18 protein-coding genes and 1 riboswitch are annotated in these 21,092 nt (G+C 67.4%); of the genes, 6 read left to right on the top strand and 12 right to left on the bottom strand.

Annotated elements, in window-relative coordinates; genetic code table 11:
- Positions 1-189 precede the first annotated feature (189 nt).
- The 11 genes from cobM to IOC69_RS12135 form a co-directional block, all read right to left on the bottom strand.
- Complete coding sequence (gene cobM / locus IOC69_RS12185; RefSeq protein ID WP_290543832.1) at positions 190-966, bottom strand: precorrin-4 C(11)-methyltransferase; 777 nt, start codon at positions 964-966, stop codon at positions 190-192.
- On the bottom strand, positions 963-2,741 hold the full coding sequence (gene cobJ, locus IOC69_RS12180) for a precorrin-3B C(17)-methyltransferase (protein ID WP_290543831.1): 1,779 nt from the start codon (positions 2,739-2,741) through the stop codon (positions 963-965). Before cobJ ends, cobM begins: the two co-directional genes overlap by 4 nt.
- Complete coding sequence (cobI, locus tag IOC69_RS12175; RefSeq protein ID WP_290543830.1) at positions 2,735-3,445, bottom strand: precorrin-2 C(20)-methyltransferase; 711 nt, start codon at positions 3,443-3,445, stop codon at positions 2,735-2,737. Before cobI ends, cobJ begins: the two co-directional genes overlap by 7 nt.
- Complete coding sequence (gene cbiE, locus IOC69_RS12170; protein WP_290543829.1) at positions 3,439-4,647, bottom strand: precorrin-6y C5,15-methyltransferase (decarboxylating) subunit CbiE; 1,209 nt, start codon at positions 4,645-4,647, stop codon at positions 3,439-3,441. The genes cobI and cbiE overlap by 7 nt, the downstream gene beginning before the upstream one ends.
- Positions 4,644-5,258 (bottom strand): precorrin-8X methylmutase, encoded by a 615-nt coding sequence (locus IOC69_RS12165; RefSeq protein ID WP_290543828.1) that lies wholly within the window; start codon positions 5,256-5,258, stop codon positions 4,644-4,646. Before IOC69_RS12165 ends, cbiE begins: the two co-directional genes overlap by 4 nt.
- Complete coding sequence (locus IOC69_RS12160; protein WP_290543827.1) at positions 5,255-6,376, bottom strand: sirohydrochlorin chelatase; 1,122 nt, start codon at positions 6,374-6,376, stop codon at positions 5,255-5,257. The genes IOC69_RS12165 and IOC69_RS12160 overlap by 4 nt, the downstream gene beginning before the upstream one ends.
- A gap of 370 nt (positions 6,377-6,746) precedes the next feature.
- Positions 6,747-7,364: a cob(I)yrinic acid a,c-diamide adenosyltransferase gene (gene cobO, locus IOC69_RS12155; protein WP_290543826.1), complete on the bottom strand. Its 618-nt coding sequence runs from the start codon at positions 7,362-7,364 to the stop codon at positions 6,747-6,749.
- Entirely contained in the window at positions 7,361-11,116 is a 3,756-nt protein-coding gene (cobN, locus tag IOC69_RS12150) for a cobaltochelatase subunit CobN (protein WP_290543825.1), read from the bottom strand. Before cobN ends, cobO begins: the two co-directional genes overlap by 4 nt.
- Positions 11,116-12,153, bottom strand: a complete 1,038-nt coding sequence (cobW, locus tag IOC69_RS12145) for a cobalamin biosynthesis protein CobW (RefSeq protein WP_290543824.1) — start codon at positions 12,151-12,153, stop codon at positions 11,116-11,118. The genes cobN and cobW overlap by 1 nt, the downstream gene beginning before the upstream one ends.
- Positions 12,150-12,890 (bottom strand): CbtA family protein, encoded by a 741-nt coding sequence (locus tag IOC69_RS12140; RefSeq protein WP_290543823.1) that lies wholly within the window; start codon positions 12,888-12,890, stop codon positions 12,150-12,152. Before IOC69_RS12140 ends, cobW begins: the two co-directional genes overlap by 4 nt.
- A gap of 16 nt (positions 12,891-12,906) precedes the next feature.
- Positions 12,907-13,086: a CbtB-domain containing protein gene (locus IOC69_RS12135; protein WP_290543822.1), complete on the bottom strand. Its 180-nt coding sequence runs from the start codon at positions 13,084-13,086 to the stop codon at positions 12,907-12,909.
- Positions 13,087-13,106: 20 nt separating this feature from the next.
- Positions 13,107-13,320: riboswitch (cobalamin riboswitch) on the bottom strand.
- A 146-nt stretch (positions 13,321-13,466) separates the two neighbouring features.
- On the opposite strand from IOC69_RS12135, the gene IOC69_RS12130 reads away from it, so the two are divergent.
- The 6 genes from IOC69_RS12130 to IOC69_RS12105 all read left to right on the top strand — a co-directional run bounded on the left by IOC69_RS12130 (position 13,467) and on the right by IOC69_RS12105 (position 19,805).
- Positions 13,467-14,747 (top strand): SPOR domain-containing protein, encoded by a 1,281-nt coding sequence (locus IOC69_RS12130; RefSeq protein WP_290543821.1) that lies wholly within the window; start codon positions 13,467-13,469, stop codon positions 14,745-14,747.
- 106 nt (positions 14,748-14,853) lie between these two features.
- On the top strand, positions 14,854-15,549 hold the full coding sequence (locus IOC69_RS12125) for a restriction endonuclease (protein WP_290543820.1): 696 nt from the start codon (positions 14,854-14,856) through the stop codon (positions 15,547-15,549).
- A gap of 7 nt (positions 15,550-15,556) precedes the next feature.
- The gene (locus tag IOC69_RS12120; protein ID WP_290543819.1) at positions 15,557-15,973 is read left to right on the top strand and encodes a DUF1489 domain-containing protein; all 417 of its coding nucleotides are present in this window, start codon (positions 15,557-15,559) and stop codon (positions 15,971-15,973) included.
- A 253-nt stretch (positions 15,974-16,226) separates the two neighbouring features.
- Complete coding sequence (locus IOC69_RS12115; RefSeq protein WP_290543818.1) at positions 16,227-17,171, top strand: substrate-binding domain-containing protein; 945 nt, start codon at positions 16,227-16,229, stop codon at positions 17,169-17,171.
- A 58-nt stretch (positions 17,172-17,229) separates the two neighbouring features.
- Positions 17,230-18,774: a sugar ABC transporter ATP-binding protein gene (locus tag IOC69_RS12110; RefSeq protein ID WP_290543817.1), complete on the top strand. Its 1,545-nt coding sequence runs from the start codon at positions 17,230-17,232 to the stop codon at positions 18,772-18,774.
- 14 nt (positions 18,775-18,788) lie between these two features.
- Positions 18,789-19,805, top strand: a complete 1,017-nt coding sequence (locus IOC69_RS12105) for an ABC transporter permease (protein WP_290543816.1) — start codon at positions 18,789-18,791, stop codon at positions 19,803-19,805.
- 120 nt (positions 19,806-19,925) lie between these two features.
- Here IOC69_RS12105 and IOC69_RS12100 read toward each other — a convergent pair.
- A partial coding sequence (locus IOC69_RS12100; protein WP_290543815.1) for a hypothetical protein occupies positions 19,926-21,092 on the bottom strand: 1,167 nt, incomplete at its 5' end.

Here is a 21,092-nt window from a genome sequence, read left to right as displayed (position 1 = left end):
CGATGGGAGAAGGTGGCCGACAGGCCGGATGAGGGCTTCTTTCCGCATCGGAATCTGTGGACAAAGGCCCTCATCCGCCCTTCGGGCACCTTCTCCCATCCTTCGGACGGGAGAAGGGAACCCATATGCGATAGCCCTGCCCACGAGGGGGAGGGAAATCCTAATGGAGTCAATTGACCGCCCGCCGCTTTAACCCGCTGCCTTCGCCGTCTTCCTGTTGCGCAGCACGTGTTCGTGGTCCGCGTCATAAAGAGCGGAGTCGCGGAATTCCCGCGCATCGAGCGCGTGGCCGACAAGGATCAGCGCGGTGCGGGTGAGCTTTGCCTCCCGCACTTTCCTCGCGATGGTGGAGAGCGTGCCGCGGATGATCATCTGGTCGGGCCAGGTGATGCGGTAGGCGACAACCACCGGGCAGCCAGCCCCGTAATGCGGTGTCAGCGCACGCTCAATGTAGCCCAGGTTGCGGATGGAGAGGTGAATGGCCAGCGTGGCCCTGGAGCGGCCAAGCTCCTCCAGCATCTCGCCCTCCGGCATGGAGGAGGACTGCATGGCGGTGCGGGTGAGGATCACCGTCTGCGCGACCTCCGGCAGCGTGAACTCGGTCCTGAGCTCGGCGGCCGCCGCCGCGAAGGCGGGCACGCCCGGCGTCACGTCATAGGGAATGCCGAGCTTTTCGAGGCGGCGGATCTGCTCGGCAATGGCGCCATAGAGCGAGGGGTCGCCCGAGTGGACGCGGGCCACGTCATGGCCCTTCGCATGGGCGGCCTCGATCTCGGCGATGATCTCGTCGAGCGTGAGGGGGGCGGTGTCGATCACGCGCGCGCCCGGCGGCGCGGCCTTGACGATCTCCTCCGGCACCAGCGAGCCCGCATAGAGGCAGACGGGGCAGGACTGGATGCGCTTCAGGCCGCGCACCGTGATGAGATCCGGCGCGCCGGGGCCGGCGCCGATGAAATGGACGGTCATTCCGCTGCCTCTCTCTTGCCGGCATAGCCGCGCGGGGTATAGGCATGGATTCTGCCGTCGCCGCGGGCGAAACATTTCGATTGCGATGAGCCGACCATCACCAATGTGAGCATGTCGACGTCGCCGGGGTTGAACGCGTCGAAGCGCATGATCTTCACTCTCTCCCCGGGGCGGCCGAGGTTGGAGGCGATGACGACGGGCGTGTCCGCCGGGCGGCGGTCCTTCAGGATGTCGAAGGCGCGCTCCAGCTGGCCGCGGCGCTTGAGGGAGCGCGGATTGTAGAAGCAGATGACGAAATCGCCTTCCGCCGCGGCCTTCACGCGGTTCTCGATCACCGACCACGGGGTGAGCAGATCGGAGAGCGAGATACAGCAGAAGTCATGCCCGATCATCGCACCCGCCCTGGCGGCCGCCGCCTGGAAGGCGGAGATGCCGGGAATGACATTCACCGCGATGCGCGCGGGCTCGAGGTCGATCACCTCATGGACGAGCGCCGCCATGGCATAGATGCCGGCATCGCCGGAGCAGACGAGGGCCACCTCCTTGCCCTCCTTGGCCAGTTCGATGGCATGGCGGACGCGATCCTCCTCGCCACCCAGCGGAAAGCGGTGCTCCCGCTGACCGGATCTCACATCCGCCACGAGGTCAAGGTAGAGGCCGTATCCCACCCAGTCCGTCGAGGCTTCGAGCGCCGCACGCGCGGCGGGCGCGCGCCAGTCCGGCGTGCCGGGGCCGATGCCCACCACATGCACGATGCCGCGCGGTCTGCCGGGGAGATCGAGAAGAAGCTGCGGGGACCTGGCAACAGCGCAGGTGCCGCGGGTGGAGCGGGTCTTCTCCACAACGAGGCCGGATCGGGCGCCCGCTGCCGCGAGAGCCGCGGCCTCGGCAACGCCGGCCACGCCCACTTCCCTCGCCACTGTCTCGGACGGGTTCCTGAGGCGCGGCGTTTCCCGCGCCAGCTCATCCGCCGTGAAGAACCGCGCCGGTATGCCGAAATGCGCGGCAACGGCGTGGATTGCCGCCTCGTCGGATTTCAGGTCGATGGAGGCGGCCGCGGCGAGCGAGGCAGGCGAGAGCCCGGCGTCGGCCAGAACCTTCTCAGCCAGCGCGATCAACTCGGAGGCCTCCGCATTGCGCTCGCAGCCGAGGCCCATGACGAGCGTCCTGGGATGGTAGACGAGATTGCGCCCGGAGCCTTCGGCCAGTTGTTCGGTGACGGTCAGGGTGACGCCGTCAGCACCCGATGCGAAGCGCGCGGCGGGGAAGGGGTTGAGCGTGCCGTCGAGCGCGACGGCTGCGCCGTTGAGCAGCGCGGCGGCAGCGGTTTTCATGTCCCGCGGGTTGGCGAGCACGAAGCCTGGCGCCGGATCGTCCAGCGCGAAGCCGAAGCGCACCTCGCTCGCCGTGGTGACGGCGGCATGGCCGCCGCAGAGTTCCGCAATGCGGCGGGCGAGGTCATTGGCGCCGTGGTGGCCGCCAAGCAGCGGCACGGCGGAGGAACCGTCTTCCGCCACCGCGATCACCGGCGGCTCGCTGCGCTTGTCATGGAGATGCGGGGCCACGGCGCGGATGAGGATGCCGGCGGCGCAGAGGCCGATGATGGCGCGACCCTGTGAAAAGAGCTGCGCCAGATGGGCCTTAGCCCTTGCATAGGTCACGTCGCCGCCCGCCACGCAAGCGGGCGTGTGGACCTCCGCGCCGAGCGGCGCCTTGAGCCTGCGGGCCAGCGGGAGAGCGGAGGCGCCCAGCACGAAGAGGACGGGCTTCACCATGCCTCGGCGCCCGCATAGACGAGGATCGTGGAGAAATAGGGCAAGTGATTCTCCGTGATGTCGGGGAGCGGTGTGACCGTCTCATCCCCATGCGTCGCCTTGACGATGACATGGGCGCGGGAGGAGAGGTTCAGCAGGCCGAGGATGTTGCGCACCTTGGCGAGGTGGCGGCCGACCTTGATGAGCACGGCGCTCTCCGCCGTCATCAGCTCCTCGCGCAGGCGGTCCTCGGGCAGCGTGGCGGGCAGCACCTTCACCACCTCGTTGCGCGCCGAGAGCGGGCGGCGGAGTGCCGCGGCGGACGCCGTCATCGAGGTCACGCCCGGCACGATGGCGCAGGGATATGATCCCGCCAGTCTCGCAAAGAGATACATGAAGCTGCCGTAGAAGAAGGGGTCGCCCTCGCACAGCATGATGACATCGCGGCCCTGCTTCAGGCGTTCGGCGATGGCCGCAGCGCCCGCATCATAGGCACGCTCGCCCGGCCCGCGCTCCACCCGCATGGGCATGTCGATGACGACGTGCTCGGCGGTTGCGGGGATGCAGGCCTTCGCGATGTCGCGGGCCGTCGAGTCCCTGCCGTTGGCGGCGAGATAGGCGACAACGGAGGCGTTGGCGATCAGCCGCGCCGCCTTGAGCGTCAGAAGCTCCGGATCGCCGGGGCCCACACCCACGCCATGCAGCGTTCCAGGTTTATCTACCATGGCTTGCCGGCCCGCCACTGGGTCACGGCCATGCGCGGCCGCAGCGCGCGCAGGCGTCCGACATGGGTGAGATTGGCGATGTCCATGCGGACGATATCGCCGCCGTGCTCCTCGTGCAGGCGGTAAAGCCGCTGCTCGCCCTCGATCGTGACGACATTGGCGACCAGCGCGCCGCCGGGCTTCAGCGCCTGCCACGCGCCTTCGAAAACGCCGGGAAGCCAGATGCCGCCGCCGATGAAGACGGCATCGGGCGCGGGCTGGCCGGCATAGGTGGCGGGAACCTCGCCCGGCACTGTCCTGAGGCGCGGCGCGCCGAGGCCATCCATGTTGGCGGCGATCATGGCGAGGCGTGCGGCATCATGCTCGAAGGCGACCGACATGCAGCCGCGGGCGGCGCGCATCCACTCGATCGAGACCGAGCCGCAGCCCGCACCCACGTCCCACAGCAGGCGGCCGGGCGAAGGGCCAAGCGCCGCGAGGGTCGCGGCGCGCACCTCGCGCTTGGTGAGCTGGCCATCATGCACGAAGGCATCGTCGGGCAGGCCTGCAAGGCGGGAGAGCACCCTGGCCCCGGGGGATGCGGCGCAGTGGATGGCCAGCGTGTTGAGGTCGGAGAAGTCAGACGGAGGAACGGCATCGGCGCTGAAGCTGGACTGGCGTTCGCGCGCGCCGCCCATGTTCTCGAGCACGATGATCCCGGACTTGCCGAAGCCGCGCGCCACCAATCGGCGGGCCACCTCGGGAATGGTGGTGCGGTCCGCCGTGAGCACAAGGAGGCGCACATCCGGCTGGATGAAGGGCTCGATGTGGGCGGCGTCGCGGCCATGCAGCGTGAGCGTGTCGCAATCGGGCAGCGACCAGCCGACGCGCGCCGCGGCGAGCGAGAAGGCGGAGACATGCGGGATGATCTCCATCTCCGCGAAGGGGATGAACTCCATCAGCTTGCGGGCCACGCCATAGTTGAGCGGGTCGCCCGTGGCCAGCACCACGGTCTTCCGGCCGCGCAGCGGCTTGATGCGGCCGACGACGGCGGAGAAGGGTTGCGGCCATTCATGGCGCTCCGCCGCGCTCTCCGGCGTGAAGCCAAGAAGGCGGGCGGAGCCGATGAGGACCTCGGCGTTGCGGATGGCAAGCTGCGCCCTGGGCGAAAGGCCGTCCCATCCATCCTCGCCCATGCCGGCGACCGTGAGCCACCTGGTCATTGCGCCCCCCGCATCAGCGCATTGATGACGGAGGCCGCCATGGCGGAGCCGCCGCGGCGGCCGAGCAGCGTGGCATAGGGAATGCCGCGCGGGTTGGCGTGGAGCTCGTCCTTGGCTTCCGCCGCACCGACGAAGCCGACGGGAAAGCCGATGATGGCCGCGGGCTTCGGCGCGCCCGCGTCGGTCATCTCCATGAGCGCGAAGAGCGCGGTGGGCGCATTGCCGATGACGGCGATCCCGCCAGCGAGGTGCGGACGCCAGAGTTCCACAGCGGCGGCGGAGCGGGTGTTGCCGGTGGCGAGGCCGATGTCGCGCGCCCTGGGGTCATTCAGCGTGCAGATGACGTTGAGCTGCTTGTCGATGATGCCATGGCGCACCATCTCGGCATCGACCAGCACCGGCGCGCCTGCGGCAAGCGCCGACCTGGCGGCGCTGACGAAACCGGGCGAGATGCGGAGCTCCGCCGCGATCTCCGGCATGCCGCAGGCGTGGACGATGCGGGCCGCCACCTCTTCGGCATCGCCGGGCAATTTTGAGAAATCCGATTCCGCGCGGATGATCTCGAAGGAGCGCCGGTAGATGGCGGCGGGATCGCGGAGATAGTCCATCACGTTTTGAGCAGGCTTTTCGGTCCGAGCGGATGGTCCGCATGGGGGTAGGGCGCATGGGTGTGGCCATGGTCGTGCCCATGGTCGTGGCCATGATGATGGCCGTGATCATCTCCGTGGTGATGGTGGTGCGGCTGGCCGGAGAGGATTTTGGCCGCATCGACCGTCAGCACGGCCTCCCGCTTTTTCCTCGGCGCGGTCTTGCACATCTGGTTGCAGACGCCGTCGCAGTATTCGCAGTCCGCCGAAGTGCCGATGCCCTCGACGTGGTGGTGGTGGCTTTCCTGTACCGCGCCCACATCCGCCTCGAAGCCCAGGACCTGGGTGCGGTACTTGCACATCTGGCAGTTCATGGCGATGTCGCCCGTGAGGATCTGCCCGATGCGCTCCTCGAAGGTGGCGATGACCTGCGGGTGATCGTTGAGATAGGGCGCCTTGATGAACTCGATCTCCGGGTGGCGCGCGGCCACCGCGTCAGTGGCGTCATAGATGCGGTCGATGAGGATGCCGGTGAAGAGGAAATAGGGGAACACCACAATGCGGCGGTAGCCCAGCCGCGCGGCATGCTCGAGGCCCGGTTCGACCAGCGGGAAGGTGACGCCCGAATAGCACGTCTCGGCCCAGCCGAAGCCGAAGCCCTCCCACAGGAGACGCGTGACCTTGGCGACGTTGGAATTGGCGTCGGGGTCCGACGCGCCGCGGCCGACGACCACGAGCAGCGTCTCGTGCTTCGGCACGCCCGGCCCGGCCTTGTCGAGCGCTTCCTGCACACGGTCTCCCGCGGCGCGCATCATCTTGGGGTCGATGCCCAGTTCCTTGCCATAGTCGATGCGGAGACCGTTGGCGGCGGCATAGGTGTTGAGGACGGATGGAATGTCGTTCTTGGCGTGGCCCGCGGCAAAGAGCATGCCGGGCACGGCCAGCACGCGGGTGACGCCCTGCGACTTGAGGCTGTCGAGACCGGTGCGGATGATGGGGGTGGCGAATTCGAGATAGCCGTATTCGACCGGATATTGCGGCAGGCGCTTCTTGAGGTGCTCGGACAGCACGGCGAATTCCCGCACCGCATCCTTGTCGCGGCTGCCGTGGCCGCACAGCATCACACCCAGTTTTTCCGCCATTGGTCCCTGCCTTCCAGATCAAAACGCGCCCCCGGGCAAAGCCCGGTCCGGAAGACAGCCCCGGCATTGGCCCCGCGATTGGGTCAGCCGCACCGGAATTTGCTTTCAGTCCCGTCTCTGGGGACGCTGCGAGAAGCGGTTTTAGCCTTGCGGAAGGGGCGCAACAAGCACGTTTGCGGCATCAGAAGGTGAAGGGCGTCATGCCAGCCTGCCGTCCTCGCCCGCTTCAGCGGGAGAGGAGGGGCCCCCAGCGCAGCTGGGGTAGGTGAGGGGAAGTGGAGTCGATCTGGCGGCCGTGCTTAACTTCCCCTCATCTACCCGCTGCTTCGCAGCGGGGCCCTTCTTCTCCCGCTGAAGCGGGAGAAGACGCTTAGAACTCGATTCCCGCCTGCGCCTTCACGCCGGAGCGGAAGGGGTGCTTCACCTGCTCCATCTCGGTCACGAGGTCGGCGATCTCGATCAGCCCGTCCTTGGCGTTGCGGCCGGTGACGACGACGTGCTTGCCCGCGGGTCTGTTCCTCAGAACCTCCAGCACCTCGCCGAGCGGCAGGTAGTCATAGCGCAGCACGATGTTGAGTTCGTCGAGCAGCACCATCTTGTAATCCGGGCCGGCGATCATCTTCTTCGCCTCTTCCCAGGCGGCGCGGGCGTGGGCGATGTCGCGCTCCCTGTCCTGCGTCTCCCAGGTGAAGCCTTCGCCCATGGCCTTGATGGTGACGAGTTCGGGGAACTTCTCCAGCACCGTGCGCTCGCCCGTGGCCCAGGCGCCCTTCACGAACTGGATGACGCCAGACTTCATGCCATGGCCCACGCAGCGGAACACCATGCCGAAGGCGGCCGTGGACTTGCCCTTGCCCTTGCCGGTGTGGACGATGAGGAGGCCCTTCTCGATGGTCTTGCCGGCCATGATCTTGGCGCGGGCGGCCTTCTTCTTCGCCATCTTCTCGTGGTGGCGGGCATTGTCGTGGCCGGGGGTTTCGTCTGTCATCGTGTCAGCTCCTCGAGGAGGTCATGGGTGGAATTGAGGCGCGGCGTCCACAGGCCGCGCGCGCGCGCCTCCTGGAAACGTTCGGCGATTTCGCGCAGTGCCGCGGGGTTGTTGCCGCGGATGAAGTCCCGCGTTCGATCATCGGCGAGGAAGGCCTCATAGGCGAGATCGAAATGGTGGCTGCGCACCGCGCCCGTGGTGGCGGCGAAGGCGAACATGTAATCGACCGTCGCCGCGATTTCGAAGGCGCCCTTGTAGCCGTGGCGCTTCACGCCGCCGATCCACTTGGGGTTGACGACGCGGGAGCGCATGACACGGGCCACTTCTTCCTCCAGCGTGCGGATGACCGGGCGCCCGGGGCGGGAGTGGTCGTTGTGATAGACGCGCGGGCGCTTGCCCGAGGCCTGCTCCACGGCGGCCGTCATGCCGCCCTCGAACTGGTAATAGTCATCCGAGTCGAGCAGGTCATGCTCGCGATTGTCCTGGTTGTGGACCACGGCCTCGATGCGCTTCAGCCGCTCGGTGAAGGCGTTCCCGTCATTGATGCCCCATGCCTTTGCGCCATAGGCATAGGCGCCCCAGGTGACGTAAGCCGCGGCAAGGTCGGCCCGGTCAGTCCAGATCTTCTCGTCGATCAGCGCCTGCAGTCCCGCGCCATAGGCGCCGGGACGCGAGCCGAAAATGCGGTGACCGGCCATGTCCCGTGCCGCACCCGGATCGACGCCGGAGGCGGCGAGCGTTGCCGCCTCGGCGCGCATGCGGTGGGCGAGGGGATTGTCGTCCTCATCCTCGTCGAGGGCGCCGACGGCGCGGATGGCCTTGTCGAGCAGTTCGATCTGGGCGGGGAAGGCATCGCGGAAGAAGCCCGAGATGCGCAGCGTGACGTCAACGCGCGGGCGGCCGAGCTTCGCCAGCGGAAAGATTTCATAGCCGGTGACGCGCCAGCCCGATGGCTCCCAGACGGGCCTCGCCCCGATGAGGGCGAGGGCCTGCGCAATATCGTCGCCGCCGGTGCGCATGTTCGAGGTGCCCCAGGCCGAGAGGCCGAGGGCCCTGGGATATTGCCCGGCATCCTGGAAGTGGCGCAGCAGCAGGTCCTCCGCCGATTTCTGGCCGAGGTTCCAGGCCGTGGGCGTGGGCGCCGTGCGGTTGTCGAGAGAGTAGAAGTTGCGGCCCGTCGGCAGCACGTCGAGGCGCCCGCGCGTGGGCGCACCCGAGGGGCCGGGGGCGACAAAGCGGCCGGCAAGGCCCTTGAGCAGCGAGGTGATCTCGTTTTTGCCGCAGGCGCGGAGTGCCGGGCGGATATGGGTGTCGATCTCGGCGAGGACGCGGGCCGTGGTCTCGAAATGCGGCGGCGGAATCGAGCCGGAGAGCAAGGCGGCGGCGAGGAGTTCGAGCCGCTCGACGGTGTCGCCGTTGCTGCGCCATGGATCGGGTGAGAGGGCTTGCAGCTGCGCGGGCCTGTTGCCCGCCCATGCGGTGGCCATGTCGCATGTGAGGGGGTCGAAGCCCGTGAAGCCGAAATCCGCGGCGAGCGCGCGGATGAGCGACTGGTCGCCGCCCTCGCCGAGCCCGCGCGGCACGCGGGTGAGGGCCACGAGCAGGTCGATTTCGGGGCGGCCTTCGGGCGAGGCGCCGAGAATGTGCAGGCCATCGCGGATCTGCGCCTCCTTGAGGTCGCAGAGGAAGGCGTCAAGGCGTTGCAGGTCCTGGTCCTCGTCGCCGGTGAAGCCGGCGTCCTGGTCGAGGCGGGAGGATTTGGAGAGCTCGATGATGTCGCGCTTGAGCGAGTCCGCGCGGCGGCGGTCCAGGCCGGAGGCGAGGTAGTATTCATCGACGAGGGCTTCGATGTCCTTGAGGGGCCCGTAGGTTTCGGCGCGTGTCAGCGGGGGCGTGAGGTGGTCGAGGATGACAGCCCCGCTGCGGCGCTTGGCCTGCGTGCCCTCTCCGGGGTCGTTGACGATGAAGGGATAAAGCTGCGGCAGCGGGCCGAGAGCAACTTCGGGCAGGCATTCGGCGGACAGCGCATTGGCCTTGCCGGGCAGCCATTCGAGATTGCCGTGCTTGCCGTTGTGGATGACGGCATCGGCTTTGAAGCGATGGCGGAGCCAGAGATAGAAGGCGAGGTAGCCGTGCGGCGGCAACAGGGCGGGGTCGTGGTAGGTCGCCTTCGGATCGATGTTGTAGCCCCGCGCCGGCTGGATGGCGACAGCGGCGTTGCCATAGAGCCGGACGGGGAGGCGGAAGGCGCCATCGGCGAAGAAGGGATCGCGCGCGGGCCCGCCCCAGCGTTCGGTAATCCGTGCACGGAGGGACGCGGGGAGGGTGGTGAAGTGGGTGAGGTAGGCGTCAAGCCCCAGCACACAGTCATCATCGCCGGGCTTGACCCGGCGATCCTTTTCTTCGCCACCCGCAAAGGATGCCCGGGACGAGCCCGGGCATGATGAGGCGGGGGGCGCGAGTGAGGCGGGAGAGAGGGCGCGCCCGGCATTCGTGGGCCCGCGCTGCAGGTCCTCGACGATGCCGTTGCCGGCGCCGGGATAGGCGCCAACGCCATAGCCTTCCTCCCGCAGCGCATCGAGGATCGCCACCGTGCTGGCGGGCGTGTCATAGCCCACTCCATTGGCGATGCGGCCATCCTTGTTGGGGTAATTGGCCAGGATGATGGCCACGCGGCGTTCGCGGGCCGGGGTGCGGCGGAGCCTCGCCCAGTTGGCGGCGAGGTCCGCCACGAAATCGACGCGGTCCGGCGCTTCACGATAGGTGACGATGCGGCACTCGGTCCCCTCATGCCACAGGCTGGCGTCCTTGAAGGAGATGGCGCGCGACATGATGCGGCCATCGAGCTCGGGCAGCACCACGTTCATCGCAAGATCGCGGACGTTGAGGCCCTGGGACGATTCCTGCCAGCTCTCCGCCGATGAGCCGGAGAGCACGACCTGCAGCACCGGGCAATCATGCGCGGCCAATGGATCAGCACCGCCGCCGGAGGCCACGGCGAAGCTGGTGCAGTTGAGGATCACGTCGGGGCTTTCAAGATTCTGCTCCAGCATCCCGACGCTGGCGCGGTCTTTTAGGCTCGCGACGAAGAATGCCTTGCTGCCCATGCCGCGTCCGGCCAGCGCTGCGGCCAGCGCGTCGATGGGCGCGGTCTGCGCGCCTTCGAGGACGGAACGGTAGAAGACGATGGCGGCGAGCGGCTCGCCGGCCTTCGATGTGTCGCGGTAGATGCCGGCCGTGGGAAGCTCGCGCGCCGGGGCGGGCGCTTCGACGCCTTCGGTGAGGTGGCGGCAATAGGCGAGGAAGGCGGCGGCGTTCTCCGCGCCGCCCATCACCAGGTACTGGCGCAGGCTTTCGCAGTGCCGGGGTGCGAGGGTGGAGCGTGCGGTGAGGTCCGGGTCGGGCTGTGCATCACCCGGCAGGGCGCAGAGCTTGATGCCCCGCGCGCGCGCCATGGCTTCAACCTGGTCGAGGCCATAGCCCCAGTAAGACGCGCCGCCGAGGACGCGCAGCACGATGAGCCTGGCGTGGGCGAGCGTCTTCTCGATATAGAGATCGACCGACAGCGGATGCTGCAGCTGGAGGAGATTGGCGAGGCGGAGCGGGCAGGGCGCCCGGTCATGGGCGCGCGCGAGGCTGGCGAGCTCGCTGTCGGCGGCCGAGAGCACGATGATGTCGGCGGGGGACTGCGCGAGATCGACGGCTTCCGCGCCGCCGTCGATCATGCCCGATGTGGTGGCGGGGAGGTGCATCAGCCCCGCAGCATGGCGGCAATCGCCCCGCGGTCCATGTGCTTTTCGCCGATGACCACGAGTTGCGTGCCGCGTGTCTCGCCGGCCTTCCACGGCCGGTCAAAATAGCTGTCGAGGCGCGGACCCACGGCCTGGACGAGCAGACGCGCGGGCGAGCCCTTCACGTTGACGAATCCCTTGAGGCGCAGGATGTCGTGCGTGGCGATGGTGGCCTCGATGCGGGACAAGAGCGCCGCTCTGTCGGCGACCTCGCCGAGCGGGACGATGAAGGTGACGAAATCGTCATGGTCATGCTGCTCCTCGCCTTCCATTTCATGGTGCGAGAGGCGGTTGTGGAGGTCATCCTCGGCGGAGGCGCCCACGCCGAGGAGCGCCGCGACGTCGATCTGGCCGTGGCGGGTTGGAACGACACGCGTTCCGGCACGCACCTTCTGCTTCAGTCCGGCGGCCACAGCGTCATGCCCGCCGCCCCCGAGCAAATCCGTCTTGTTGAGGATCACCATGTCGGCGCAGTTGATCTGGTCCTCGAACAGTTCCCCGATGGGGTTCTCATGGTCGAGGTTGGGGTCGGCCTCGCGCTGGGCCTGGACGGCCTCCTCGTTATCGGCGAAGCGGCCCTCCGCCAAAGCCCTGGCATCGACCACGGTGATGACGCCGTCGACGGTGACGCGGGACTTTATCCCGGGCCAGTTGAAGGCGCGCACCAGCGGCTGCGGAAGCGCCAGACCCGAGGTCTCGATCACGATGTGCTGCGGCGGGTCCTTGCGGTCGAGGAGCTTCCTCATGGTGGGCACGAAATCATCCGCCACGGTGCAGCAGATGCAGCCGTTGGCGAGTTCGATGATGTCCTCCTCGCGGCAGGTCTCGACACCGCAACCGCGCAGGATTTCGCCATCCACACCGACGTCGCCGAATTCGTTGATGATCAGCGCGATGCGGCGGCCGCCGGCGTTCTCCAGCATGTTGCGGATCAGCGTGGTCTTGCCCGCACCCAGAAAGCCGGTGATGACGGTGGCCGGAATTTTTTCGGTTCTCATGTGGCGTAGATGTCCTTTGCTGTGTGGTCCAGCACGAGGCCCAGAAGGAGCCCGATGACGCTCCAGAGCACGGCGTTGGCGGCGATGGAACTGGCGACGAAGCGGGCGATCAGCTCCGCCGGGATGAGGTTTTCGCCATGCGGGGCGACGGGTGCGCCGACGATATGCGGGGCGAGGATCAGTAGTGCGGCGAGCACCATCACGAAGACGCGCTTCTGCGTGGCAATGAGATAGATGCCCGCAGCCGTGGCGGCGACGGCGCCCGCCCACCACACCTGCCGTGAAAAGAGATCGGCGGCGGCCATGCCCGGAAGCTCCGGCGGAAGGCCGGCGGCGGGGGCGAGCGTCACCGCCAGGAAGCCGCAGAGACCCCAGATGATGCCGTTGCGCCGGGTGATCCGCAGGCCGGCGAGCAGCGACAGCCCGGCGAGGATGGCGGCGAAGCCCGCACCCGTCATGGCGGCGGTCACGGTGGTGGCCAGCGTGCGCTGCCAGCCGGTCTCCGGCGTCCAGCCTTCGCCGTGGTCATGCTCATGGTCATGCCCTTGGCCATCGCCGTCCGGCTGTCCGGGTTGAGGCGCGGCGGCATCATGCGAATGGCCGGCGGGACTGCCGGCACGCTCAAAGGCTTCGGCCTCGAGAATCAGGGGGGTGAGCCGCACATGCTGGATCACGCCCATGACAAGGCCTGCCGCGATCCCTGAGAGGAGCACGGCGAGGATGACCCGCCCGATCATGTGATGTTTTGGCTGCTCAGTGGCAGGGGAAGCCGATGGCGTGGCGCGTGTCATGCGCCGTATTGTGCGCCACCGCCATGGAGGAAAAGCCGGCCGCGAAGGTCAGCGTGGCGCCGATGAAGAGCAGCGCGAAACCGGCGGCAATGCGCTTCGAGGCGGTGAGCGAGGTGGTGGAAGAAATCCTGCGAGCGGTCATGAACACCCTCCGTGGTGACCTGTTAAGTCCGTCCGTGTGGCAGGTCTCCTGACTTGCGGGTCGCCGAACCTTGGCGGCCTTCCCGGTTTCCCAGTGGCCATATGCGCCAAAGCCCTCACCGCTCACAGTTGCGGGGGCAGTCACGGAGTTGGCCCCGTTTGGGTCGTCCTCACCGTGTTCCCTGTTAGGCCCGCCGTCCGTCTGGCTGCGGGCGCCACACGGAAACTGTAATGCCATCTTGACAGTCCGCCGTCAACTTCCCCGCGCCGTGAACGAGTCCAAAAACGACACAGATGCAGGCGTTGCGTTTACCGTTTGTCAATCATGTAAAGCCAATGCGGCAACAGGTTTTTAACCACGCGGAACCGATACTGCAGGGCATGAGCATCCGTACCTTGTTCCGTGTCTCCGTCTGTTGCGTGGTCATCGCCGCAAGCACCGCTCCGGCCTGGTCTGCCGCACCCGCGCCCGAAACCAAACTTGCCGCCGAGGCCTACAGGGCGCTGCAGGCCGGCGACGCCGAAACGGCGGTGGCGGACTATTCCAGGGCCATCGAATCGCGCAGCCTGCCGCCGGATGTGCTGGCCAATGCGCTGATGAACCGGGGCCTCGCCTACCAGCGGCTCAACGAGCATGAATTCGCCATCGATGACTATACGGCGGCGTTGCGCATCGACGCGCTGTCGGCCACGGTGCGGGCGCTGGCGCTGTATAACCGCGGCCTCTCCCATCAGCGGCTCGGGCGCAATGCGGCGGCCGTGGAGGACTATACCTCGGCGCTGTTCCTCAACGCCTCTTTCAGCCACGCCTATTACAGCCGCGGCACGCTGCTGCGCGACCAGGGCCAGTATCTTTTCGCGCTTGCCGATTTCGACAAGGCGCTGAGCTATGATTATCCGGATCCGGCGCGCGTCTATGTTGCGCAGGCCGCGACCTTCGAGACACTGAACCGGACCACCGACGCCCGTGACGCCCTGCACAAGGCGCTGGGTGCGAAGCCCGGTTACGAACCCGCCCTGCAGCGCCTTGCGGCGCTTGACGGCAGGCCGGCCGCCGCCGCGCGGGGCGACGAGATCCATACGTCTGACACCAGCCCGGCGAGCGACCGGCTTCCGGCTGCCAAAGCGCCCCCCGCTGCGCTGATGGATGAGGGGGCCGAGGCCTCCGCTGCCTCCACCCCCAAGCTTTTCACCGACCGCGTTCCGCAGGAGCAGCCGGTGCGCCTCGCCGCGGTCGATCCTGCGCCTGAGGCACAGGCCGGGACCGGCGCGGCGGATGAGAAGGTTCTCGCCGTTGAGGATGTTCCGGCGGACGGCGGGACTTCTGAGCCGGACGCACCCGCCATGCAGGCGGCGGCGACCGCCGCCGCGCCTGCGCCTTCCGGGGCGCCCGCGCCGCAGACGAAAATCACCGGCTGGTCGGTGCAGCTTGCCTCCACGACCAGCGAGGAATCGGCCTGGTCGACCTGGAGGAAGATGCAGGCCCGCAACAAGGCGCTGGCCTCGCAGAAGCCGGTTGTGGTGCGCGCCGACCTGGGGACCAGGGGAATATTTTATCGCGTGCGGCTTATCGGCTTCGACAGCCAGGAAGAGGCCGGCAAAACGTGCTCCCGGCTCAAGTCCAGGGGCGTGAACTGCTTTATCAGCAAGGCTTCTTCCTGATCTGACTGCGGGAGGGGGGATGGAAACCCGGAGCGGGGCGCCAAGCCCGGCTCCGGGTTTTTGCTTGGATAAGCATCTGTTAACGGTTACAACCTACCCTAACGTCATGTTCGTCCTCAGCGACTTCCAGCAACTGATGCAACCGGCTTCCGACGAGCTGGAGCTGCCGGAGGCGCCATCGGCCTTCATCGGCGGCATCACGGAGGAGGGCTGCGCCGCCCTGACGGCTTTGGTGAACGCATCGAATGCCGTGCTGCACCGGGAGTTGATTGCCCACATCCACACCCAGACGCCGGAGTTTTTCGAGCGCCTTGTCATCGATGTTCTGCTCGCCATGGGCTATGGCAGTGACCGCTCCGGCATGGCGCGATGCCTTGGCCGCTCCGGCGATGGCGGAATCGACGGCATCATTCCGCTCGACGAGCTGGGCTTCGATACGATCTGCATCCAGGCCAAGCGGCTGAAACCGGGCGTGGCGGTGCCCATCGCGGACGTGCGGGACTTTGCGGGCAGCCTGGAAGCGCGGCGCGCCGGCAAGGGCGTGTTCGTGACCACCACGCACTTCTCATCCGGCGCGGCTGAGTTCTGCGCCCAGCTGGTGCGCCGGGTGGTGTTGATCGACGGCAACCGCCTGGCGGAACTGATGATGCGCCATGGCCTCGGCATACGGGTTCAGCACCGGTTCGAGATCCGGGCGCTGGACCTCGCCTATTTCACGCGGGTTGTGACGCGGGAGCCGGGCGAAAACGATGGGGAAAACCCGGCCGCAGCCGGTTCCAGCCGGGGGCCCGTATCCCTATGATAGGGTTATGCCGCTCAATCTCGTCAAGCTGTGCGTCGGTGTCTCCGAGATCGAGGAGCTCGAGTCCTGGGTGAGGGACTGCAAGGCCGGGCGTGACACGGCCGACCACGTCACCCGCATGTTCCCCAGGCGCCGGGACGAAATCCTGCCCGGCGGCTCGCTCTATTGGGTGATGCGCGGCATGATCCTCTGCCGCCAGCCCATCGCCGCGCTGGAGGAGGTGACAGGGTCTGACGGCATTGCGCGCTGCCGCATCGTGTTCAGGCCGCAGATCATTGCGGTGCGGCCCGTGCCGAGGCGCGCTTTCCAGGGCTGGCGCTATCTTGAGGAGGCGGACTCGCCTGCCGACCTTCCGAAATCCTCAAGGATCGAGGGCATGCCCGAGACGCTGCGCCGCGAACTGGCGGAGCTGGGTCTGCTTTAGCGGACGCCCGCGGCCCTTTCGGTGGCCCGCGCCCGCAGGCCGCTCACGGCTGGACACTGTGCTCACGGCTGGACACTGTGCTCACGGCTGGACACTGTGCTCACGGCTGGACACTGTGCTCACGGCTGGACAATGTTCTGAATTCACTTTAGCGTTTCCGTTCGCGGTGCCCCGCAGAATGGGCGCCGGGCCGCGGCGGGCGCCGCGCATGACGGCAAGGTTTCAGGCAAAGTTTCACATGGGAGAACCACCAATGCAAAAACTGACGAGACGTTCGATCCTGCTCGGCGCCGCGGCGCTGCCGCTGATGTCATCCGTGGCGCTGGCCGCGGACAAGATCCTGGCCTCCGTGCCGGGGCTCAGCTTCCCCTTCTTCGTGCATATGATGAACGCCTTCAAGGCGGAGATCGCGAAGCAGGGCTATGAAGCCATCGAGTCCGACGGGCAGGTTTCCTCGCCCAAGCAGACGGCCGACATCGAGGCGGCCATCACCCAGGGCGTAAAGGGCATCGTGATCAGCCCGAACGAGGTCGATGCGATGGCGCCGGCGCTGCAGCAGGCCGTGGACGCCAATATTCCGGTCGTGACGGTGGACCGCCGCGTGGCGCAGGTTGAAGGCATTCTCGCCCATGTCGGCGCCGACAACGTGAAGGGCGGCGAGGCCCAGGGCAATCTCATCGTTTCGCTGTTCCCGGACGGGGCCACGATCATCAACCTGCAGGGCCAGTCGGGCGCATCGCCCGCCATCGACCGCAACAAGGGCCTGCACAATGTGCTCGATCCGCTGAAGGACAAGTACAAGATCGTCTTCGAGCAGACGGCGGGCTTTGCGCGCGACAAGGGCATGTCGGTGACCGAGGCCGCACTCTCCGGCCTGTCCGAGCCGCCGAAGGTGATCGTCGCCGCCAATGACGACATGGCGCTGGGCGCCATGGAGGCCGTGAAGGCGCGCGGCCTCACCGGCATCGCGATCATCGGCTTCGACGCGCTGCCGGAGGCTTTGGCCCAGGTGCGTGACGGCGGCCTCACCGCCACCATCGAGCAGTTCCCCGGCCAGCAGAGCTCGCTGGGCGTCCAGACGCTGGTGGCCTTCATCAAGGACGGCGCCAAGCCGGCCGAGAAGGTGCTGCTCATCACCCCGGTGGCGATCACCAAGGACAATCTGACGACCGCCGAACGTCTTGGCGAAGTGAAGTAGCGACATCGGTCAGGCGCGCCGGCCGGGCCATCGCGCCCGTCCGGCCGCCGTGTTTCGCATGACAGAGCCCTCACAAGCCGCGCCGCTTCTTGAGATGCGGGGGATTTCCAAGTCGTTCCCCGGCGTGCGGGCGCTCGACCAGGTGGATTTCACGGCGGGCGCCGGAGAGATCCACGCCTTTCTGGGCGAGAATGGCGCGGGCAAGTCGACGCTCCTCAAGATCTTGTCCGGTGCGCAGCCGCCTTACAGCGGCACGATCGTTTTCGGCGGTCAGCCGGTGCAGTTCGCATCGCCGCAGGACGCCCAGCGGGCGGGCATCGTCACCATCTACCAGGAATTCACGCTGGCCCCGGACATGACGGTGGCGGAAAATGTGTTCATCGGCCGCGAGCCGGGCTCGCGCCTGTTCATCAGCTATCGCCAGCTCGAGCAGGAGACCTTGAAGCTGTGTCGCCGCATCGGTCTCGAACGCAGCCCGCGCGCCCTGGTGCGCGACCTTTCGGTGGCCGAGCAGCAGATGGTGGAGATCGCGCGGGCCCTGTCCATGAAGTCCCGCCTCATCGTGATGGACGAGCCGACGAGCGCGCTCAGCCGTGCCGAGGTCGAGAAGCTCTTCGCCATCATCCGCAACCTGAAGGCGGAGGGCATCACCACCATTTTCGTGACCCACCGGCTGGAAGAGGTTTTCGAACTGTGTGACAGCTTCACCGTGCTGCGCGACGGCCGCCACGTGGGCCGCGGCAAGGTGGCGGAGACGGACATGGACGGCATCATCCGCCTCATGGTGGGCCGCGAGCTGGGTCTTCTGGCGGCGCGCCGGACTTCCTTCGACACGGGGGAGAAGGCACTCGAGGTGCGCGGCCTCAACCGCCGGCGCAAGAGCAGCGATGCGAGCGCCATCGAATTGCATGACCTGTCGCTCTCCGTGAACCGCGGCGAGATCCTGGGCATCGCCGGCCTCGTCGGCGCGGGCCGCAGCGAAACGGCGCGGGCCATCTTCGGCGCCGACCGGTTCGCTTCCGGCGTCGTGGCCGTCGGGGGGCGGGAGGTGCGCATCGCCTCGCCGCGGGACGCGATTGCCCATGGCATCGGCCTTGTCCCCGAGGACCGCAAGCAGCAGGCCCTGTTCCTCTCGCAGGCCATCCGCGCCAACATGTCGATCACCGCGCAGGACCGCATTTCACGGTTCGCATTCTTCATCAGCGGGGCGAGGGAAGACGCGCTGGTCGAGGAATACCGCAAGCTGCTCAACATCCGCATGGCCTCGGCCGGCCAGGCGGTGGGCAACCTGTCCGGCGGCAACCAGCAGAAGGTGGTGCTGGCGCGCTGGCTGGCGCTGCGGCCCAGGGTGCTCATCGTCGATGAGCCGACGCGCGGCATCGACGTGGGCGCCAAGGCGGAGGTTCACAACCTGCTGTCCGAAATGGCGCAATCGGGCATCGCCATCATCGTGATATCGTCCGAACTGCCCGAGGTGCTGGCGCTGGCGGACCGCATCGTTACGATGCGCGAGGGCCGGGTGACCGGCGAAATGATGCGCGCGGACGCGACGCAGGAAAAACTGATGACGCTGATGACCGTCGGGTCACGGCAAGCGGCATGACGGGGAACGCCAAAATGACAGACGCCGCGGCCGGCGGGGCCCGCCGGAATTTCGATGCCTTCACGTTCCTGGCGCGTTTCGCGCCGCTGATCTTCCTGCTGCTGCTCATGCTGGTCTTCGCCCTGCTGGAGCCGCGCTTTCTCTCCTCCGTCAACCTGTTCAACGTGATGCGGCAGGTGTCGATCATCGGGTTGCTGGCGATCGGCATGACCTTCGTGATCCTCACCGCGGGGATTGACCTTTCGGTGGGCTCGCTCCTCGCCTTTGCCGGGCTCGTCGCCGCCGCGGTGGCCAAGGGCGGCATGCAGGACCGATTCACCGTGGGCGACGAAACCATCGGCTATGGCTGGCAATTGGCGGCACTCGCCGCCATCGCGGTGGGTCTCCTCGGCGGCCTCCTGCAGGGGGTGGCCATCACCAGGCTCAAGGTGCCGGCCTTTGTGGTGACGCTGGGCGGCATGTCGGTGTTCCGGGGCGCGGCGCTGCTCTTCGCCGCGGGCGGGCCGATCTCGGGCTTCCAGCCGGACTTCACCTGGTGGGGGCAGGGCAAAATCCTGTCGGTTCCCGTGCCGGTCATCATTTTCCTTGTGGCGGCGGTCATCGCCCATATCGTGCTGCGCTACACCCGCTATGGCCGCAGGGTCTATGCGGTGGGCGGAAATCCGGAAGCGGCCCGGCTTGCCGGCGTCAATGTCTCCTTCGTGATTGCCAGTGTCTATGTGATCATGGGTTTCTTCGCGGGGCTCGGCGCCTTCGTGCTGTCCGCGCGGCTGAACTCGGCGGAGGCGGTGGCCGGCACGGGCTACGAGCTCACCGTCATTGCCTCGGTGGTGATCGGCGGCACCAGCCTGTTCGGCGGCGCGGGCTCGATCTTCGGCACGGTGATCGGAACGGTGCTGATCGGCGTGCTGCTCAACGGCCTGGTGCTGATGAATGTCAATTCCTACATCCAGCAGATCATCATCGGCGTGATCATCGTTCTGGCGGTGGCCTTCGACACTTTCGCCAAGTCGCGCCGGAAACGCGCCTGAGGGCGTGACGCAACGGGCAAAAGCCCCCGGGCCACTCCGGGTGCGCCGTCAACGGAGCACGCTCCGGCCCTGTCGCCCGCGGTGAGGGCGGGCCTGCCCCATCGCGAAATCCCGCAGGCTTCACCCGTTGAACACCTCCGCCACCGGCGCCACCGCATGGTTGCCGTAGCCGTTGAACCTGGTCGAGGTGGCGATGCCATAGGCGCCGAGCGTGCCGAACTCCACATAATCCTCGTCTCTCAGGTCGATGGGCAGGTCGAGCCTGGCGGGCAGCACGTCGAGCGGGTCGCAGGTGGGGCCGAAGACCTTCCAGGCTTTGGTGGGGCCGTCCACCACCTTGCCGCCGCGGATGACGCGGTGGGGCGGCTGCAGCTCCGGCGCCTGCATGAATTCCATAAGGCCGCCGTATATTCCGTCATTCAGGAAGATGTCGTCGCCGTCCGAGCAGACCAGCTTGATGCGGGTGAGCAGCGACATGCAGCTGGCGACGAGGCCGCGGCCGGGCTCGCACTCAAGCTCAGGCTCCGTGCCCTTGCCGAAACAGCGGGTGGCGGCTTCGGCAATAAGGCTGAAGAATTTATCGAGCGGCGCGGGTCTGCTCAGGGGATAGCTGGCCGGGAATCCGCCGCCCACATTGAGCTTGCCGATGCGCACGCCCGCCGCCCTGGCGATGCGGTGCGCCGCCTCGATGTGGCGGACATAGACACTGGGGTCGCGCGATTGCGAGCCGGGGTGGAAGGTCATGACCGGAACATAGCCGCGGCGCTGGATGTCCTCCAGCAGCTCGACGGCGATGTGCTCGGGTGCTCCGAACTTGGTGGAAAAATCATGCGCCGGGGAGGCGCGGTCGCGCGGCAGCACGAAGCGCACCGCCATTTCGACCTTGTGATCGTTGCCCACGATGGCGGCAATCTTGGCCACTTCCTCGCGCGCATCGACCGCGAAGCGGCGGCAGCCATATGACTTGTAGGCGCTGAGGATCTCGCGGCGCGACTTGACGGGGTTGTGGTAATGGAAATGCGCCGAGGGCTGAACGGAATGGACCAGCGCCATTTCCTGAACCGACGCGACATCCCAGTGGGTGAGGCCGGCCTCGGCCAGCGCGGTGACGACCTCCCTGGAGGGGTTGGACTTGACCGCGAAACTGACGGCGCCCGGGAAGCCTCCGGTGAACGCCGCGAGCCGGGCCTTGAGGCGCTCGGCGCTGAAGCAGAAGACGGCCTCCTCCGGCTGCATGACGGCTGCCACCGCCGCGGCATCGGCATAACCGGGGTCGGACACCAGATT

This window comes from Aestuariivirga sp., from assembly GCF_020252405.1.
Classification (GTDB): domain Bacteria; phylum Pseudomonadota; class Alphaproteobacteria; order Rhizobiales; family Aestuariivirgaceae; genus Aestuariivirga.
The sequence above is the reverse complement of the archived record's forward strand: the minus strand, read 5'-3'. Positions and strand labels throughout refer to the sequence as shown.

Bases quoted from the DNA above. Each gene is read 5' to 3' on its own strand.
- cobO (WP_290543826.1), bottom strand. From the start codon at position 7,364: ATGACAGACGAAACCCCCGGCCACGACAATGCCCGCCACCACGAGAAG.
- cobI (WP_290543830.1), bottom strand. From the start codon at position 3,445: ATGGTAGATAAACCTGGAACGCTGCATGGCGTGGGTGTGGGCCCCGGC.
- IOC69_RS12105 (WP_290543816.1), top strand. From the start codon at position 18,789: ATGACAGACGCCGCGGCCGGCGGGGCCCGCCGGAATTTCGATGCCTTC.
- IOC69_RS12140 (WP_290543823.1), bottom strand. From the start codon at position 12,890: ATGATCGGGCGGGTCATCCTCGCCGTGCTCCTCTCAGGGATCGCGGCA.
- IOC69_RS12130 (WP_290543821.1), top strand. From the start codon at position 13,467: ATGAGCATCCGTACCTTGTTCCGTGTCTCCGTCTGTTGCGTGGTCATC.
- cobM (WP_290543832.1), bottom strand. From the start codon at position 966: ATGACCGTCCATTTCATCGGCGCCGGCCCCGGCGCGCCGGATCTCATC.
- IOC69_RS12115 (WP_290543818.1), top strand. From the start codon at position 16,227: ATGCAAAAACTGACGAGACGTTCGATCCTGCTCGGCGCCGCGGCGCTG.
- cbiE (WP_290543829.1), bottom strand. From the start codon at position 4,647: ATGACCAGGTGGCTCACGGTCGCCGGCATGGGCGAGGATGGATGGGAC.
- cobN (WP_290543825.1), bottom strand. From the start codon at position 11,116: ATGCACCTCCCCGCCACCACATCGGGCATGATCGACGGCGGCGCGGAA.
- IOC69_RS12125 (WP_290543820.1), top strand. From the start codon at position 14,854: ATGTTCGTCCTCAGCGACTTCCAGCAACTGATGCAACCGGCTTCCGAC.
- cobW (WP_290543824.1), bottom strand. From the start codon at position 12,153: ATGAGAACCGAAAAAATTCCGGCCACCGTCATCACCGGCTTTCTGGGT.
- IOC69_RS12110 (WP_290543817.1), top strand. From the start codon at position 17,230: ATGACAGAGCCCTCACAAGCCGCGCCGCTTCTTGAGATGCGGGGGATT.
- IOC69_RS12160 (WP_290543827.1), bottom strand. From the start codon at position 6,376: ATGGCGGAAAAACTGGGTGTGATGCTGTGCGGCCACGGCAGCCGCGAC.
- cobJ (WP_290543831.1), bottom strand. From the start codon at position 2,741: ATGGTGAAGCCCGTCCTCTTCGTGCTGGGCGCCTCCGCTCTCCCGCTG.
- IOC69_RS12135 (WP_290543822.1), bottom strand. From the start codon at position 13,086: ATGACCGCTCGCAGGATTTCTTCCACCACCTCGCTCACCGCCTCGAAG.
- IOC69_RS12120 (WP_290543819.1), top strand. From the start codon at position 15,557: ATGCCGCTCAATCTCGTCAAGCTGTGCGTCGGTGTCTCCGAGATCGAG.